At 68.5% G+C, this 15,065-nt stretch carries 17 protein-coding genes and 2 tRNA genes; 6 read left to right on the top strand and 13 right to left on the bottom strand.

Annotated elements, in window-relative coordinates; translation table 11 throughout:
* Window positions 1-14: 14 nt before the first annotated feature.
* Window positions 15-689 (top strand): endonuclease III domain-containing protein, encoded by a 675-nt coding sequence (locus JTJ31_RS17845; RefSeq protein ID WP_207540086.1) that lies wholly within the window; start codon window positions 15-17, stop codon window positions 687-689.
* A gap of 10 nt (window positions 690-699) precedes the next feature.
* Here the strand turns inward: JTJ31_RS17845 and JTJ31_RS17850 are convergent, their stop codons facing one another.
* Entirely contained in the window at window positions 700-1,578 is an 879-nt protein-coding gene (locus JTJ31_RS17850; RefSeq protein WP_207540087.1) for a helix-turn-helix transcriptional regulator, read from the bottom strand.
* Window positions 1,579-1,681: 103 nt separating this feature from the next.
* Here JTJ31_RS17850 and JTJ31_RS17855 point away from each other — a divergent pair, with 103 nt between their 5' ends.
* Genes JTJ31_RS17855 through JTJ31_RS17865 form a run of 3 tightly spaced genes read left to right on the top strand, consistent with a single transcriptional unit; the run spans window position 1,682 to window position 3,941 of the window.
* Window positions 1,682-2,386 carry an ABC transporter permease gene (locus JTJ31_RS17855; protein ID WP_236020392.1) on the top strand — a complete coding sequence of 235 codons (705 nt, stop codon included), beginning with the start codon at window positions 1,682-1,684 and terminating at the stop codon, window positions 2,384-2,386.
* Window positions 2,386-3,108, top strand: coding sequence for an ATP-binding cassette domain-containing protein (locus JTJ31_RS17860; RefSeq protein ID WP_207540089.1), 723 nt, complete (start codon window positions 2,386-2,388; stop codon window positions 3,106-3,108). Before JTJ31_RS17855 ends, JTJ31_RS17860 begins: the two co-directional genes overlap by 1 nt.
* Complete coding sequence (locus JTJ31_RS17865) at window positions 3,102-3,941, top strand: ABC transporter substrate-binding protein (RefSeq protein ID WP_207540090.1); 840 nt, start codon at window positions 3,102-3,104, stop codon at window positions 3,939-3,941. Before JTJ31_RS17860 ends, JTJ31_RS17865 begins: the two co-directional genes overlap by 7 nt.
* Before the next feature lie 16 nt (window positions 3,942-3,957).
* Here the strand turns inward: JTJ31_RS17865 and JTJ31_RS17870 are convergent, their stop codons facing one another.
* From JTJ31_RS17870 to JTJ31_RS17900, 7 genes are all read right to left on the bottom strand, one after another.
* The gene (locus tag JTJ31_RS17870) at window positions 3,958-4,977 is read right to left on the bottom strand and encodes a zinc-binding alcohol dehydrogenase family protein (protein WP_207540091.1); all 1,020 of its coding nucleotides are present in this window, start codon (window positions 4,975-4,977) and stop codon (window positions 3,958-3,960) included.
* 195 nt (window positions 4,978-5,172) lie between these two features.
* Window positions 5,173-5,247: transfer RNA gene (locus JTJ31_RS17875), tRNA-Gly, on the bottom strand.
* Between the two features lie 81 nt (window positions 5,248-5,328).
* Window positions 5,329-6,225, bottom strand: coding sequence for an SAM-dependent methyltransferase (locus tag JTJ31_RS17880; RefSeq protein ID WP_207540107.1), 897 nt, complete (start codon window positions 6,223-6,225; stop codon window positions 5,329-5,331).
* A complete protein-coding gene (locus JTJ31_RS17885) occupies window positions 6,222-6,554 on the bottom strand; it encodes a DUF423 domain-containing protein (RefSeq protein ID WP_207540092.1) in 333 nt (110 codons plus the stop codon). The genes JTJ31_RS17880 and JTJ31_RS17885 overlap by 4 nt, the downstream gene beginning before the upstream one ends.
* Before the next feature lie 9 nt (window positions 6,555-6,563).
* Entirely contained in the window at window positions 6,564-7,223 is a 660-nt protein-coding gene (nfi, locus tag JTJ31_RS17890; protein ID WP_207540093.1) for a deoxyribonuclease V, read from the bottom strand.
* Window positions 7,210-8,076: a metal ABC transporter solute-binding protein, Zn/Mn family gene (locus JTJ31_RS17895; protein WP_236020393.1), complete on the bottom strand. Its 867-nt coding sequence runs from the start codon at window positions 8,074-8,076 to the stop codon at window positions 7,210-7,212. The genes nfi and JTJ31_RS17895 overlap by 14 nt, the downstream gene beginning before the upstream one ends.
* Before the next feature lie 11 nt (window positions 8,077-8,087).
* Complete coding sequence (locus JTJ31_RS17900; RefSeq protein WP_207540094.1) at window positions 8,088-8,828, bottom strand: DUF3108 domain-containing protein; 741 nt, start codon at window positions 8,826-8,828, stop codon at window positions 8,088-8,090.
* 83 nt (window positions 8,829-8,911) lie between these two features.
* On the opposite strand from JTJ31_RS17900, the gene JTJ31_RS17905 reads away from it, so the two are divergent.
* Window positions 8,912-8,986: transfer RNA gene (locus JTJ31_RS17905), tRNA-Val, on the top strand.
* Between the two features lie 505 nt (window positions 8,987-9,491).
* Here JTJ31_RS17905 and JTJ31_RS17910 read toward each other — a convergent pair.
* Window positions 9,492-9,779 (bottom strand): hypothetical protein, encoded by a 288-nt coding sequence (locus JTJ31_RS17910; protein ID WP_207540095.1) that lies wholly within the window; start codon window positions 9,777-9,779, stop codon window positions 9,492-9,494.
* A gap of 496 nt (window positions 9,780-10,275) precedes the next feature.
* Here JTJ31_RS17910 and JTJ31_RS17915 point away from each other — a divergent pair, with 496 nt between their 5' ends.
* The gene (locus JTJ31_RS17915) at window positions 10,276-10,434 is read left to right on the top strand and encodes a hypothetical protein (protein ID WP_207540096.1); all 159 of its coding nucleotides are present in this window, start codon (window positions 10,276-10,278) and stop codon (window positions 10,432-10,434) included.
* Between the two features lie 53 nt (window positions 10,435-10,487).
* Here the strand turns inward: JTJ31_RS17915 and JTJ31_RS17920 are convergent, their stop codons facing one another.
* The 4 genes from JTJ31_RS17920 to JTJ31_RS17935 form a co-directional block, all read right to left on the bottom strand.
* Window positions 10,488-11,303: an IS5 family transposase gene (locus JTJ31_RS17920; RefSeq protein ID WP_207540097.1), complete on the bottom strand. Its 816-nt coding sequence runs from the start codon at window positions 11,301-11,303 to the stop codon at window positions 10,488-10,490.
* An 88-nt stretch (window positions 11,304-11,391) separates the two neighbouring features.
* Entirely contained in the window at window positions 11,392-13,551 is a 2,160-nt protein-coding gene (locus JTJ31_RS17925; RefSeq protein ID WP_236020394.1) for an EAL domain-containing protein, read from the bottom strand.
* Window positions 13,552-13,878: 327 nt separating this feature from the next.
* Window positions 13,879-14,127: a hypothetical protein gene (locus JTJ31_RS17930; protein ID WP_207540099.1), complete on the bottom strand. Its 249-nt coding sequence runs from the start codon at window positions 14,125-14,127 to the stop codon at window positions 13,879-13,881.
* Window positions 14,128-14,471: 344 nt separating this feature from the next.
* A partial coding sequence (locus JTJ31_RS17935) for an IS630 family transposase (RefSeq protein ID WP_207540100.1) occupies window positions 14,472-15,065 on the bottom strand: 594 nt, incomplete at its 5' end.

Below are 15,065 nucleotides of genomic sequence, written 5' to 3' on the forward strand. Positions count from 1 at the left end.
GGCGTTGACCCGCCATGTCCGCCGCCGCCAAGCAGCCCTTCGACTTCGACGAGGCCTTCCGACGCCTGCGCGAGGCCGTGGCGGGCGTGCCCAAGGCCGCCATGTTCGAGATGCGCGACCGTGGCTACAGCTCCCTGTTCGAGCAGCTTGTCGCCAGCCTGATCTCCGCCCGCACCCGCGACGAGACGACCATCCCGGTCTCGCTTCGCCTCTTCGAGGCCGCCCGCACGCCGGAGGCGATGGCGGCGCTGGACGAGGCGACGATCACCCGCCTGTTGTTCGGCGCCACCTTCCCCGAGCCCAAGGCGCGCGACATCCTCACCCTGTCGCGCCGCATCGTGGAGGAGCATGGCGGCGTTGTGCCCGACACGCCGGAAGGGCTGATGTCGTTTCGTGGCGTCGGGTCGAAGATCGCTTCGCTCGCGCTCGGCGTCGCGCTGAACCGGCCGCTGATTGCCGTGGACATCCACGTCCATCGCATCACCAATCGCTGGGGCATTGTCGCCACCTCCACCCCCGAGCGCACCCAGGCCGCGCTGGAGAAGGTGCTGCCCGAGCGCTACTGGGTGGAGATCAATGAGAGGCTGGTTCCCTTCGGGAAGCATGTCTGCACTGGGGAGCGCCCGCGCTGCTCCACCTGCCCGCTGGTCGCCATGTGCCAGCAGGTGGGCGTCACCACGCATCGCTGAGGGGGCGGAGTCACAGGCTAAAGGCGACGCGACCCAGTTCCTCCACCGCATAGCCGCCCATGCGAGCCGCCCGCACCGCGAAGCTCTGGCCCCGCGCGAAGCCAAGCAGCGTCTGAATGGAGGGGGCGAAAAAATGGCGGTGCGCCATCACCAGGTCGAAGCGCTCTCGCACCAGCGGCACGAATTCGAGGCCGCGCGCCGAGGCTTCCGCACGGATGCCGAAGCCCGCGTCGGCGCGGCCCTCGGCGACGGCGGCGGCTACCTCGTCCTCGGCCAGGGCGGGGTCGGGGAGGAAACCGACCTGATCGAGCCGGACTCCCGCCTCCGTCAGCAAGTGGGTCAGCAGCACGTGGCTGCCGGCCCGGTTCTGGCGCCCCATCACCCGCGTTCCCGGCCGGGCGAGATCCGCCGCCGTGGCGAGGCTGAGGGGATTGCCGGGCGGCAGGATCAGCCCCTGCTCCCGCCAGGCCCAGGTGATGCCGACCACGCCGCGCCCCGGCATCGCCTCGCGAACGGCCGGTTCGTTCCAGGCGCCGGTATCGGGATCGGGCAGGTGCATCGCAGTGGCCATCGCCTCGCCCGCAGCCAGGGCCGCGATGCCGCCCAGGCTGCCCACCGACCGCAAGGCCAAGCCGCACCCCGATTGCCGCACCGCCCAGTCCAGCAGCGGATCATGGCTTCCCGCCAGGATCGGAGGTGGTTCCCTGACGAGCACTCCCGGCCACTCGGCCTGCGCGCTCAGCCACTGGGCCAGGAGGTCACGCGGAAAGAGCCACTTGCCCCCTAGTTGAACCGAAGGCACGCGGCGGCGACGCGCGAGGTCATACAGCGCGCGCTCGGACAGGCGCAGGAACGCGGCAGCCTCGCGCAGTGTCAGGACATCCGGCATGGACCGGCAAAATCCGGCAGATGCTGGAAGAGGGTCAAGCCGCTTTCCGATTGACCCTCTCCGCCCGAGCGGCGACATCAATTCCGCAACGAAGGATACTTTCTTGGGCGACCTGCATGCCGCCAGCACCGCCGCGCTTGGGCTGATCCTTGCCGCCGATCCGGCGGTGATGGGCATCGTGGGACTGAGCCTGCAGGTGAGCCTGACGGCCGTGCTGCTGGCAGCGCTGGTCGGCTTGCCGCTCGGCGCGTTGCTGGCGGTTACGCGCTTCCCCGGGCGCCAGAGCGTGATCGTGGCGCTGAACGCGCTGATGGGGCTGCCGCCGGTCGTTGCCGGGCTTCTCATCTACCTGCTGCTGTCGCGCTCTGGTCCGCTCGGGCCGCTCGGCCTGCTGTTCACGCCGTCCGCCATGGTCATCGCCCAGGCCGTGCTGATCGCCCCCATCCTCGCCGCGCTAACGCGCGAGACGCTATCCGGGCTTTGGGAAGAATACGCGGAACAGCTTCGCTCCTTCGGCGCTGGGCCGCTGCGCGCGGTCCCCACCCTGCTCTGGGACGGGCGCTTCGCCCTGCTCACCGTGCTGCTCGCGGGCTTCGGCCGGGCGAGCGCGGAGGTGGGAGCGGTGATGATCGTCGGCGGCAACATCGAGGGCTTCACCCGCGTCATGACCACGGCCATCGCGCTGGAAACCAGCAAGGGCGACCTGCCGCTGGCCCTGGCGCTGGGCCTGGTGCTGATGGGAATCGTCCTCGCGGTGAACGTCCTGGCCCAGGTTCTGCGGAGCGCGGCGTCGCGCTGGGCCGGGTGATGCGGGCGCCGGACACCATCCTGCCGCTCTGCGTGGAAGCGCTGCGCTTTGCGGCGGGCGGCGTGGAGATCCTGCATGGCGTGTCCTTCACGCTCGAGGCCGGACCGCCGACCGTGGTGATCGGGCCGAACGGCGCCGGCAAGTCGGTGCTGTTGCGCCTGCTGCACGGGCTTCTCCCGCCCGGTGGCGGCGCGGTGCGCTGGGCCACGGCGCCGGATCGCAGCGCGCCGCGACAGGCCATGGTGTTCCAGCGCCCCGTGCTGCTGCGCCGCTCCGTCATGGCGAATGTCGCCTATCCGCTTGCCCTGGCCGGGATCGGTCCGCGGGAACGTGCCCGGCGCGCCGAGGAGGCGCTGGATCTGGTCGGGCTGTCCGCGCTGGCGGACCGTCCGGCGCGCCGCCTTTCGGGAGGGGAGCAGCAACGCCTCGCCCTGGCGCGCGCCGCAGCGCTGGGGCCGGAGGTGCTGTTCCTGGACGAGCCCTGCGCCAGCCTCGACCCCTCCGCGACGCGGGCGGTGGAGGAGATCGTCGCCGCCCTGGCGCGGCGGGGCACCAAGATCGTCATGACCACGCACGATATTGGCCAGGCACGGCGCCTCGCCGGGGACGTGATCTTCCTGCACCGCGGCCGCGTGGTGGAGCGCGCACCGGCCGCGCGCTTCTTCGTCGCGCCCGAGACGCCCGAAGCCGCCGCCTTCCTTCAAGGAGAACTCGTATGGTGACCCTTCGCCGAGGCCTCCTGGCCATGGTTCCGGCGATGGCCGCCCGCGCCGCCTCCGCTCAAGAGCGCACGATCACCGTCGCCAGCACGACGAGCACGGAGCAGTCGGGTCTCTTCGGCCACATCCTGCCGCTCTTCACGCGCGAGACGGGCATCGTGGTGCGCGTGGTGGCGCTCGGCACCGGACAGGCGCTCGACGTGGGGCGGCGCGGCGATGCCGACGTGGTCTTCGTCCATGACCGCGAGGCGGAGGAGCGCTTCGTGGCCGAAGGCTTCGGCGGGCCGCGCCACCACGTGATGTACAACGACTTCGTGCTGATTGGCCCTGCCGCCGATCCGGCGCGCATCGCCGGGCTTCGCAACATCACCGAGGCGATGCGCCGCATCGCCGAGGCCCGCGCGCGCTTCGTGAGCCGTGGCGACCGCAGCGGCACGCATGCGGCCGAGCTGCGCCTGTGGCAGCTGGCTGGCGTGGACCCGACGCAAGGTCGTGGGCAGTGGAACCGTGAGGTGGGCCAGGGCATGGGCCCGACGCTGAATGCCGCCGCCGCGCAGGGCGCCTATGTACTGGCCGATCGCGGCACCTGGCTCTCCTTCCGCAACCGGCAGGATCTGCGCATCCTGGCCGAGGGCGATGAGCGCCTGTTCAACCAGTATGGCGTCATGGTGGTGAGCGCGGCGCGCCACCCGCACGTGAAGGCCGCCGAGGCGCGGCGCTTCGTGGAGTGGCTCACCTCGCCCACCGGGCAGACGGCGATTGCCGGCTACAGGGTCAAGGGCGAGCAACTCTTCTTCCCGAATGCCGACAGGCCGGAACCGGCGCGCCCCTCCTGAACCAGGCGCGCCGCGCTCAGGTGCCGAATCCCTCCAGCACCACCTTGCCGCGTGACTTGCCGCTTTCCAGCGCGGCATGGGCGCGGCGCAGATTGGCCGCGTTGATCGCGCCGAAATGCTCGCCCAGCGTCGTCCGCAGGCTCCCTTCGTCCAGCATGCGGCTGACCTCCGCGAGGAGGCGATGCTGCTCCTCCATGTCCGGCGTCGCGTTCATGGGTCGGACGAACATGAATTCCCAGTGTAAGGAGGCCGCCTTGGTCTTCAGCATTCGCACGTCGGGTGCCTGCTTCGGGTCGTCGATCAGGCAGACGCCGCCCTGCGGCGCGACGATCTCGCAGACCGCGTTCCAATGCGCCTCGGTCTGGGTGGTCACAAAGACATAGGGCACCCTCACGCCCAGCCCCTTCACCTGGGCGACGAGGTCGCCGCCATGGTCCAGCACGTCGTGCGCGCCCATCTGGTGCACCCATTCCCGGGTTTCCGGGCGGCCCGCCGTGGCGAGGACGCGCAGCCCAGTCAGGCGCCGCGCCAGCTGCACAGCGATGGAGCCGACGCCGCCCGCGCCGCCGATGATCAGCACCGCGTCATCCCGCTCCCTGGTGTGACGGGGAATGCGGAGCCGGTCGAACATCGCCTCCCAGGCCGTGATGGCGGTGAGCGGCACGGCCGCCGCCTCGGCGAAGGACAGGCGCCGGGGCTTGGGCCCGACGATTCGCTCATCCACCAGATGCAGCGCGGAGTTGGTGCCGGGGCGGGAGATGTCGCCGGCGTAGAACACCGCGTCGCCGGGCCGGAAATGCCGCACGCCGAGTCCCACCGCGCGGACGATCCCGGCCGCGTCGTAGCCCAGCACCTTCGGCGTGCCGCCCGGGTCGGCGCGCATCCGCACCTTGGTGTCCACCGGGTTCACCGAGACCGCCCGCACCTCGACCAAAAGATCGTGGCCCCGGGGCTCGGGCGGGTCCGGCAAGGTGACGTCCTCCAGGGACTCGAACTCGGTGATCGGCAGGCTCTTGGTGTAGGCGACGGCCTTCATCGTCTGGCTCCTTCTGCCTCAACGGAAGAAGGATGCACCGTCCGGATCCGTTTTGTCGTCCCTGTCAGCGTTTCGTGCGCACGGATTGCATATCGCGTTCCTGTCGCCGCGACGGCTGACGGAGCGCATGATCGCGCCTCGGCATGGCTGTGCCGTGCGAAACATTCTGCGATTGAAGAAGATTTGGGGATCGGCTGGAGCGGGCGAAGGGATTCGAACCCTCGACCCCGACCTTGGCAAGGTCGTGCTCTACCCCTGAGCTACGCCCGCCCGCTCCGTGGGCGAGCATGTGCCACAGCCTCGCAGGGCTGGCAACCCGCCCCCCGGGGCAGGTGCGGAAATTTCTCACCGTCAGGGCGCTTCCCACAGAAAGGTCAGCTCATGCTTGTTGTGCGTGCCGTGGAACAGGCGCGCGCCAGGAAGTGCGGCGAATTGCTCCGCCGTCTCATGGTCCGTCGCGCCCTGAAACTTCACCGTGCACAGCATGCGCCGCGTGAAGCCCTGCCAGCGCTGGACGAGGCCCAGCAGCCGGGCCGGGTAGCAGATCACGTCGCTGAATAGCCAATCCACCTTCTCGGGCGCGAGGCCGAAGGCGCTTTCCTGGCGCAAGGTGACGTTGGGCAAGGCGGCGACACGCGGGTCGAGCGGCGCCTTGTCCACCGCCACCACCTCGCAGCCCAGCTGGGCCAGCGCCCAGCTCCAGCCCCCCGGCGAAGCGCCGAGGTCGAGCGCGACCTCGCCCGGCCCGGGCCATTGCCCGAAGCGCGTCAGCCCCTCCCACAGCTTCAGATAGGCGCGGGAGGGCGGGCCCTCACGGTCCTCCTCGAATCGCACCGCGCCGCGCGGAAAGGGCGAGGACTTGGTCGGTGAAGCCAACAGCAAGTCGGGGCTCAGCAGCGTCCAGCCGCCCAGGTGACCCGTCGGCGCCGGCTCCGGGAAGCGCAGCGGCCGCGCCTTCACCGGGGGGAGCCTCGACTCGATGAGGGCGGAGCGGCGATGGTGCAGCACCGGCACCTGCGACCAGTTGCGCTGGATGCCCCGTAGCGCGTCCGCTGCCGCCTTCACCGAAGGCGCGGGAAGCTCGACCGGCTCGTCCCAGATATCGAGCGCCCAGGCCGCAGGCACGGGTGGTGCCTCGGTCAGCGCCAGAGGCCCGTGCCACCGCGCGATGCCGACGTCGCGCCGCGCCAGTTCCTCCTCGAGCGGCGCTTCCAGCCCCCCATCGGCGAGGTAGGCGGCACGGATCACCGGCGCCACGCGAGCACCAGGAGCGACGCCCAGCCGAGCATCATCGCGATTCCCCCTGTGGGCGCAACGGGACCGAGCGACACGCCGGCATGAGCCCGCAGCAGCACCGCCCCGCCGAAGAGCAGCAGGCCCACGCCCCAGAGAGCGGCGGCCGCTCCTCCCCGCCCCCAAGCTGCAAGGGCCAGGAAGGCCGGGGCGTGCCAGCCCAGCAGTGTGGCGACCTGCCCCGTCCTGACCCGCGTCTCCTCCGCCCCATGCGCGGAAAGCGCGGCCAGCATGACGGCCAGGAAGCCGGAAATCCCGGCAAGGGTGACGAGGATGCGCGGCATGGAGGGAAACTAGGCGAGGAACGTCTTGCGCACCACCGAAGCGGCCTCATGCGCGCGGCGCGTCGGCTCCGGCAGGCGGCGGCCGCGCAACGTCGCGCGCACCCACTGCATCGCTGTGTCGAGGGACACGCGATGCCCGATGGAGATATGGATGGGATTGGCCCGCAGGCGTGAGCGCAGCAGCATCCCCACCACCTCGCCCCGATCGGTGATGGGGACGGCGCTGCCCTCGGGTTCCGGCAGTTCCGGCCAAGTGCCGCAGAGGCGCGACTTGGCGACGCCGATGGCGGGCACGTCCAGCGTGACGCCCAGATGCGTGGCGACGCCGCAACGGCGCGGATGCTCCAGCCCCTGCCCGTCCACCATGAGCAGGTCGGGCTTCACCGGCAGGTCGTTCCAGGCCGAGACCGCAGCCGGCACTTCGCGGAAGCCGAGGAAGCCGGTGATGTAGGGCATCCTCGCCACTTGGCTGGCCCCGGCCCGTGCGACCTCGTTCAGGGAAGGCCATTCGAGGACCACGATCGCCGCATGGACCTCCTGCTCGAAGCGGCTGGCGGAGATGTCCACGCCGCCGATGAAGCGCACCTCGCCCAGCGAATCCTCGCGCACCGTGCGCGCGGCGAGATCACGCTGTTCCGCCCGCAGGACGGAGAGATCAGGCAGGGTCATTCCGCATGGCGGAAACGAGCAGCCGGGTGTTGTGACGCATCATCGCCTCATAGGTCGTGGCAGGGCCGTCGGGGGGCGAGAGCGCATCGGCGAAGAGTCTTCCGCGCACTTGCACCCCGGCTTCTGCGGCAAGGCGGCGGAGCGTCGCCGGGTTGCCGATATTCTCCATGAACACGGCGGTGATGTTCCCCTGCCGGATCTGCCGGATGAGCGCCGCGACCTGCTGCGCCGAGGGCTCGGCGCCGGTGGAGGCGCCCTGCGGTGCCAGGAAGCGCACCCCATAGGCCGCCCCGTAATAGCCGAAGGCGTCGTGGCTGGTGACGACCACGCGGCGCTCCTCGGGCACGGTGGCGATGGCGGCGCGGATCTCCTCGTCCAGCGCCGTGAGGCGCACCAGGAAGTGCGACGGGTCCGCGTCCAGTGCCTCGGCGATGCGGCGGGCATAATTCGTGGCGAGGTGCGCATCCTGCCAGGCATGGGGGTCGGAATGCCCGTGCGAATGCCCGCCGCGCGCTGCGGCGCCGCGCAGCGTCAGCCCTTCCGTCGTGGTGACGAGGCGGCCGCGGAACCCGGCACCGCGCAGGAGGCGGTCGAACCAGCCATCGAAGCTGGCGCCGTTGCGGATCGCCACCGTCGCGCCGCGCAACGCCTCGGCATCCGAAGGGCGTGGTTGGAAATGATGCGCGTCCACGTCCGGCCCGGCGAGGGTGCGTATTTCCCAGCCCTGCCCCGCCACCTGCCGCGCCATGTCGCCGAGGATGGAGAAGGAGGCCACGGCCACGGGCGGCGTGGCGGCACGGGCCAGGGCGGGACGGGAGACGGCGAGAAGCGGAAGGGTGCGACGCGAGATCATGTTATATTATATCAGTTTGCGCGAACGGGCTCCAGCCGGACCAGGTGCGCCTCGATCCGCCCCCACCAGCGCGTCGCGAGTTCAATACGCCCTGGAATGGCTGGGCCGTTCTCGTGCGGGCGGACGAACCAGGTGTGGATGATCTGCGGCTGCGCCGCCTGGCCTGCGTCGCGCTGCCTCGGAATCCCGGCGATATGGCGGCTTTCCAGCTCGCAGCGCAGCCCTTCTCCCTCCTGCCCCACGGTGCGGGCGGCGAAGAGGGTGAGGCGGCGCGCATCGAACATGCGCGTCGAGGCGTCGCACCGTGCCGTCCGGCTCACCTGCCGGACCAGCGTTGCGAGGGCGGAGAGACTATCCACCGTGCCCGGTATTGCCTCCTCCGGGATCGGAGTGCGGGGCATGTCCTCCAGCGGTTCGAGCACGCGGATGCGGGGAACCGCGTTCTCGTAATCGATGACGATTCTGCGTGCCGCGCCACGGGCCTGCCCTTCTAGCGAGTAGCGGCGCGGCACCGCTGCGTTGCCCTGCCAGGCGCCGGTGGCCCGCGTCACGTAGGCGCCGGACGCAAAGATGTTGGCCACGCCGCGCGAGCGGGAGCGGGATTCGACCCAGTAGCCCGGCCCGTCCAGGTCGAAGGTCACCTGCGCCTCCATCATCGTCACTCCGGCCATCGTGACGGTGTATTCCGCCCGCCAAGGCGCGGCCACGGCCGGAATGGCGAGGATCAGGAACAGGGCAAGGATGAGAGGCATGGAAGCGCAAGTGGCCGCGCCTCCCGCTTGACACAAGCGCCCTGCCCCGCCAAACAGCGCCCTACCCGCCGCATGCACGGCACGGGCGCGTAGCTCAGCGGGAGAGCACTGCCTTCACACGGCAGGGGTCACAGGTTCAATCCCTGTCGCGCCCACCATTCTTTTCAAGCACTTACGAAGCGCCACGGCCTTGGCAGCAACAGCCTAGGTAGCACATAGGTAGCGGCAACTCGCTTCGTGCTTCGCCACAGGAAACGGTAGGCTTCGTCCGCATTCGCTAGGCTTTATGATCCCAAAGCCGCTAGTCGGGCCAGGGAGAAGCCGCATTGCCACCCTCTCTGCTGCCAATCCTGGTAAGCCGGCGAATAAGCAGCATGTGACGCGTCACCTGAGGCAGTGGCCTGCGTGCGGCAGCTTGGTCGATGATGCTGGCGGCGCTGACCGTGGACGCATTCGGCCTTTTTCCAAGTTGGACGATCTATACCCAGATCGCGGTGCCAAACCTCGCGAGCATCTTGCTTCTCCGGTGGCCCCCCCGTGGCGACCGCTGACCTCCCTCTCGGATGGCTGGCCCCCCTCATCCCGCTTCTCCCACCACACATAGTGGGGGCGGTCGCCCTGGCCCCGGTCGCGATCACCGTCTGGCTCGCGCTCCGGAAGAATTCACGTGCGGATGACGATCAGCTGCTGAAGCTGCTCGAGCAGCTCGACTCCAGCGCACGCGCGACCTTCGACCGCCTGCTCGGCGAGATCGCCCGGCTCTCGCAGCGCTGCGACCAGCTCGATACCGAGCTCGAGGAGATCCACGCCAGGTTGCGTGCGGAGCAGGACCGGATCCACCGGCTGCGGCGCGACCGGAACGACCTGCGCCAGCGCATCACCGCGCTTCACGCTCAGTTGCACCTCGAAGCCCCAGTCTGGCCCCCGACCCTCCCGCCGGAGCCGCGCCATGACCCTTAGCATTCTGCTGTTGGTCGCGCTGCCTGCCTTCGCGGTGCAGCGCATACCGACCGAGCCGCACGACGTGATTCCACCCGCCATCGAGCGGCGCGCGTGAGACCCCCGCGCAGCGTCTCTGTGCCGCGCATCCGTCGCCAGGAGCGGCGCTGAGCCCAAAACACGAAAGACCCCCGCTGGCCGGGAAGGCAGCGGGGGCAAGCATAAATGCCGGAGCACTGCTCAGCGGCCGAACATTCCGCCGGCAGTACGGCCAGACGCCCCCAGGTATGGGGCAAGATGCCCAGCGGCCTCGAGCCTATGGCCCGGAAGGCAAGGCGTCGATTCCAACGAAAGCAGGAATAATCCCCATGGATGACGTGGTGCAGGCCGCCTGGGCACTGGCGGCTGTCGTCCTGACCGTGCTCGGCACGGTCGCGGTGAGCGCCCTGCATGTCTGGCGGACCAACATGCTCGGCGAGCGTGTCGCTGGGGCGAGGCTGCGCACCAGATGCGGGCCTATCGTAACTCGGAAGGGCAGCCCCAGCTCGGGCTGCGCCGTCGCTGCTGGGCCGAGGCGGCTTATGCGCTGGGCACCGATCCGGCCGAGGCGAAGCGTCGTGCCTGGGCTGAGATCAACCATGTGGATGACTGGCCGCTGCTGACGTGACGTTCACGGGGCGACGCCGTGTAACTGACTGTCCGCAAAGTGGCTGCCGTTGATCAAGTGAGGCGGCGCAGCATGATGCGGCTCATGGCGGCGTGGATCATGGCGATGCCAGTTTCGGGCAGCCGCTCGTAGTCGCGAGCGAGACGGCGGGAGCGGGAAAGCCAGGCGAAGGTGCACTCCACCACCCACCTGCGCGGGATCACCTGAAAACCCTTGGGCTTATCCTCAAGGCCGTAGCGCCACGCTTGGCGCTGGCGATGAAACGGCACCTCGACACGCCATCCTCTGGCTTGGTCCAGCCACCTGGCAAAAGGGCCAGTGTAGGCTCCGTCCGCCCAGATGAGTTCGAGATGAGGCAAGGCGGTGGACGACGACCTCTCGACCATCTGCCGGGCTCCTGCCGTGTCGTGCAGGCTGGCTGCATGGATGTGGGCGAGGAGGACCAAGCCGGAGGCGTCCACCAGCAAGTGGCGCTTGCGCCCGAAGGTCTTCTTGCCTGCGTCAAACCCGCGTTCGGATCCGCCTGCGCCCGTGGCACGTGCCGTTTGGGAGTCCATCACCGCTGCGGAGGCTTCGCGGTCTCGCCCCACCTTCTCGCGGGCGTGCTCGCGCAGCCGATCGTGCAGGCGTTTGAGCGTGCCGTCCTTGCGCCAGCGGGTCAGCTGCGAATGGACCGTCTGCCAGGGCGGGAAGTGGCGTGGCAGCATGCGCCACGCGCAGCCAGACCGGACCAGGTAGAAGATAGCCTCTGCCATCACCCTGCGTGGCCACTTCAGCGGACGCCCGAGGCGGGATGGACGCGGGAGCAGCGGCTCCAGCACCGTCCATTCAGCGTCGCTCAGGTCTGAGGGATAGGGGCGGTCGGGCATGGCGACCTCCGGCACAATTGTGCCGAATCAACGCTCTACCCTCGTGTCCGCCCTTTGCAGACGGTCAGTTAAAGGCTGGCTCCGACTGTCACCCGTGACGAAACACCAAGCCAGCTTGATGGCGTGCGATGAGCAATGGCACCTCCGTACCCAGCACGGCTTTGCCGAACAAGTGACCCTGGCCCTCGTCGAAGCCCTTGGCGCGCAATGCCTCCAACTGCTCCTCCGTCTCAATGCCCTCGGCCACGGTGGTGATGCGCAGGCCTGAGGCCAAGCCCGCCACGGCGCGCACGATCGCCTGGCAGTCGGCCGAGTTTGGGAGATCCCGCACGAAGGACTGGTCGAGCTTGATCTTGTCGAAGGGAAAGCTCCGGAGATAGCTGAGCGACGAATAGCCGGTCCCGAAGTCGTCCATCGCGAGCCGGACGCCCAGCCGGCGCAGCTCCTCCAACGTCCTGAGGCTGGCGCTGTCCTCCAGCAGAAGCACGGACTCCGTGATCTCAAGCTGCAGCCGCTCCGGTTCGAGCCCCGTGGCATCGAGCGCGTGTCTCACGGCCTCGATCAGGGTTCCGCTCCCGAACTGGAGGGGCGAGAGGTTCACCGCGACGCTGATCGGGGCGGGCCATCCAGCGGCGCGGCGGCACGCCTCCTGCAGCGCCCACTCGCCGAGCGGCACGATCGCTCCTGCCTCCTCCGCGACCGGAATGAAGCGGGCCGGTGAAATCATTCCTCGCTCGGGGTGCCGCCATCGCATCAGTGCCTCAAAGGCGGTCAGCCCACCGGTGGCTAGGGCGACCAAAGGCTGGAAGTGCAGCTCGAACTCGCCCCGCTCCAACGCCCCGTGCAACGCCTGACGGATGAAGTGGCGCTCCTGCAGCTGCGCGTCCATGCCCGGGGCAAAAAAGCGATAGGTGCCCCGTCCCTCTCCCTTCGCGCAGTAGAGGGCGCTGTCCGCTGCCTTCAGCAGATCATCCGGGGTGCGGCCATCGTTGGGCGCGACGGCAATTCCGATACTGGCTCCGACGGCGACGGGCTCGGAGTCCAGGACGAAGGGGGCTGCCAGCGTGCCTAGGATGCGCCTGGCCAGTTCTTTCGCTTCGGCAGGCGCCGCGATCTCGGTCTGCAGGATCACGAACTCGTCGCCTCCCAGGCGCACGACCATGTCCGATCCGCGGACGCAGGTCTGCAGGCGTTCGGCGACCAACCTCAGCAGCGCGTCACCCGCCTGATGACCGAGGGTGTCGTTCACTCCTTTGAAGCCACGGAGATCGAGGCAAAGCAGAGCGTGCTTGGCGCCCTCACTCCAGCGACCCAGCAGGTACTCCGCACGCTCGCGGAAGGACATCCGGTTTGGCAGACCGGTGAGCCCGTCATGGCGGGCCATGTGCGCCATCCGCTCATGCGCAAGCAGCCACTCTTGCTCGACACGCCTACGCTCGGTGATGTCGCGGAAAAAGATCGAGAGCCCCTCCGGGGTCGGACTGGCCTGGATCTCCAGCCAGATTTCCAGCGCGGACAGGAACTCCTCGAAAGAGACGGTTTTCTGCTCAGCGAGGGCCTGGCGGTAGTGCCGGGCAAAGATGCCGTCCGCCTCCTCAGGGTAGACGTCCCATAGATTGGAGCCGACCTGCAGGCTCCTCCTCGCCAGCAGCCGGCGGGCGTTCTCGTTGAGGTAGGTGACGCGCCAGTCGTGGTCCAGCACGATGACGGCGTCCATCATGCTCTCGAGCACGGAGGCAAGACGGGCCGTGGCGTGCTCGGCTTCCTGCCGCGCTTGGTTGGCGTCCTTGGCCAGGATCGCGCGTTCCTCCGCGCTACGCTTCTCGGACGCTGCGGCCTCCCGCAGGGCCCTTTCAGCGGCCACCTGATCGCTCACGTCGCGCTGCAAGCCGACGAAGTAACGTGGCTGGCCACCGACATCCGCGTCCGCCCGGAGTGGTGCCAAGCGAACCTCGTTCCAGAACAGGGAGCCGTCCTGGCGGTAGTTCCGCAACGTCACCACAGTGGGCCGGCCAGACCGGATCGCCTCGCGCATGACGACAATCTCGGGCTGGTTTCGATCGCCTCCCTGCAGGAAGCGGCAGTTTCGGCCCAGCACTTCCGCGAGTGGGTAACCCGTCATGCGGCAGAAGGCGGCGTTGGCGTAGACGATGGGATCATCCGGCTGCGACCTGTCGGTCACTAGGACCCCGTCCGCCGTCTCGTCGAGAATCTGCAGGGCCAGAACTGGAAGAGTGGATAATGGCATTTCTCGGCTTTAGCCCCAGCCAGAATGCAGACAAATATCCCACTAGGTTATCGTTATTAGAATCTAAAATATTATCCTGAAATATATAATAAGGTCCACATCATGGGCGATGGCCGCCAAGAAATTGAGCCGAAAGCACCTTCCCTGATCCGCCTATGTTTGCAGCTGAACTTGCGAGAATAGGCCACAAAGCACGCTGGACGGCCCATCAGGATGTGTAAGACATAGGATCTTATGGTCGCCTTCTTAGCGCTCGGCGTGCGGGCCTCGGCATCGTGCGGCGAGGGGAGGCCTCGTCAGCCTAGAGCCCTCGCCGAAGGGCGGGGGCTACCTCGGGCTGGAAAGGTCCAAGCGGTTGAGGTAATCGCGCAGCGCGCGGGCCTGATCCATCGTCAGGGAGATGCGGACGCTATCCCTTAGATTCCCATTCTCAAGCGCATGGGCATCGATATTCAGGGAGGGGGCTTCGCCAGCCCCACGCAACGGCGAGAAATAGACGTGATTTCCCGTGTCGTCAGTGAACTCCGCCATCTCCCCGAATGGGGGATTAGGCGGGGTCAGAACGGTGTCGCGCATGTCTAACCTCAGAGCCAAGCCGCTACTTCGTCCAAAATAGCCGCAGCGCGGCTCACTCCTCCAGCGTCACCGCAAGCGACCCATCGCGTTCCACGACATCCGCGACACGCTTCTCAACCTGACCAGGCCGTCATTTCGCTTTGTCCAAACAGCAGGGCGCTTCAGGATTCGGGCTGGCGCCGCCCGCGCTCAATCCGCAAGCGCTCCCGCATCTGCTCGAGATTCCCAAGGGAAGTTTCGAGAACCGTCCTGGCAGCTCTCGCGCTCTCTGAGAGGTGATCCTGCTCCATCGCCTCAACAATCGCACGCCGGCTTGCCACGACCGCCACTAGAGCAGAATCCGTTCATTCGGGCTCGTATCCGGTGGCGGTGAAGTAGTTGGCGCACTCAGCTGGCGTGAAGGCCGGCAGTGCGTCGCGGATGGCATCCCAGAGGTCTTCGATGGTGCGGGCGGCGGCTTTTCGCAGCAGGGCCTTGAGCTTGGCGAAGGCGTTCTCGATCGGATTGAAGTCGGGTGAATAGGGGGGCAGGAAGCGCAGCATCGCGCCCGCGCCCTCGATGGCCTCGCGCACGCCGCGCGGTTTGTGCGCCGGCAGGTTGTCCAGGATCACGATGTCCCCGGGCCGCAGCGTCGGCACCAGCACCTGCTCGACATAAGCCAGGAAAGCACGACCGTTCATCGGCCCGTCCAGCACCATGGGCGCGGTCAGGCCCGATAGCCGCAGCGCGCCGGTGAAGGTGGTGGTCTTCCAGTGCCCATGCGGCACCGCCGCCCGGCAGCGCTGGCCGCGCGGGGAGCGACCGCGCAGGCGCGCCATCTTGGTCGACGCACCGGTCTCGTCGATGAAGACCAGGCGCTCGGGGTCGAGGTCAGGCTGGGCATCGAACCAAGCCTGACGCCGCGCGGCGACGTCGGGCCTGTCCTGCTCGGCCGCGTG

The sequence above is a fragment of the Sabulicella rubraurantiaca genome (genome assembly GCF_017355885.1).
Classification (GTDB): domain Bacteria; phylum Pseudomonadota; class Alphaproteobacteria; order Acetobacterales; family Acetobacteraceae; genus Roseococcus; species Roseococcus rubraurantiacus.

Coding starts and splice junctions, on each gene's coding strand:
- JTJ31_RS17845 (WP_207540086.1), top strand. CDS start 15: ATGTCCGCCGCCGCCAAGCAGCCCTTCGACTTCGACGAGGCCTTCCGA.
- JTJ31_RS17850 (WP_207540087.1), bottom strand. CDS start 1,578: ATGCCGGATGTCCTGACACTGCGCGAGGCTGCCGCGTTCCTGCGCCTG.
- JTJ31_RS17860 (WP_207540089.1), top strand. CDS start 2,386: ATGCGGGCGCCGGACACCATCCTGCCGCTCTGCGTGGAAGCGCTGCGC.
- JTJ31_RS17865 (WP_207540090.1), top strand. CDS start 3,102: ATGGTGACCCTTCGCCGAGGCCTCCTGGCCATGGTTCCGGCGATGGCC.
- JTJ31_RS17870 (WP_207540091.1), bottom strand. CDS start 4,977: ATGAAGGCCGTCGCCTACACCAAGAGCCTGCCGATCACCGAGTTCGAG.
- JTJ31_RS17885 (WP_207540092.1), bottom strand. CDS start 6,554: ATGCCGCGCATCCTCGTCACCCTTGCCGGGATTTCCGGCTTCCTGGCC.
- nfi (WP_207540093.1), bottom strand. CDS start 7,223: ATGACCCTGCCTGATCTCTCCGTCCTGCGGGCGGAACAGCGTGATCTC.
- JTJ31_RS17895 (WP_236020393.1), bottom strand. CDS start 8,076: ATGATCTCGCGTCGCACCCTTCCGCTTCTCGCCGTCTCCCGTCCCGCC.
- JTJ31_RS17900 (WP_207540094.1), bottom strand. CDS start 8,828: ATGCCTCTCATCCTTGCCCTGTTCCTGATCCTCGCCATTCCGGCCGTG.
- JTJ31_RS17910 (WP_207540095.1), bottom strand. CDS start 9,779: ATGGCGCGGCTCCGGCGGGAGGGTCGGGGGCCAGACTGGGGCTTCGAG.
- JTJ31_RS17915 (WP_207540096.1), top strand. CDS start 10,276: ATGCGGGCCTATCGTAACTCGGAAGGGCAGCCCCAGCTCGGGCTGCGC.
- JTJ31_RS17920 (WP_207540097.1), bottom strand. CDS start 11,303: ATGCCCGACCGCCCCTATCCCTCAGACCTGAGCGACGCTGAATGGACG.
- JTJ31_RS17925 (WP_236020394.1), bottom strand. CDS start 13,551: ATGCCATTATCCACTCTTCCAGTTCTGGCCCTGCAGATTCTCGACGAG.
- JTJ31_RS17930 (WP_207540099.1), bottom strand. CDS start 14,127: ATGCGCGACACCGTTCTGACCCCGCCTAATCCCCCATTCGGGGAGATG.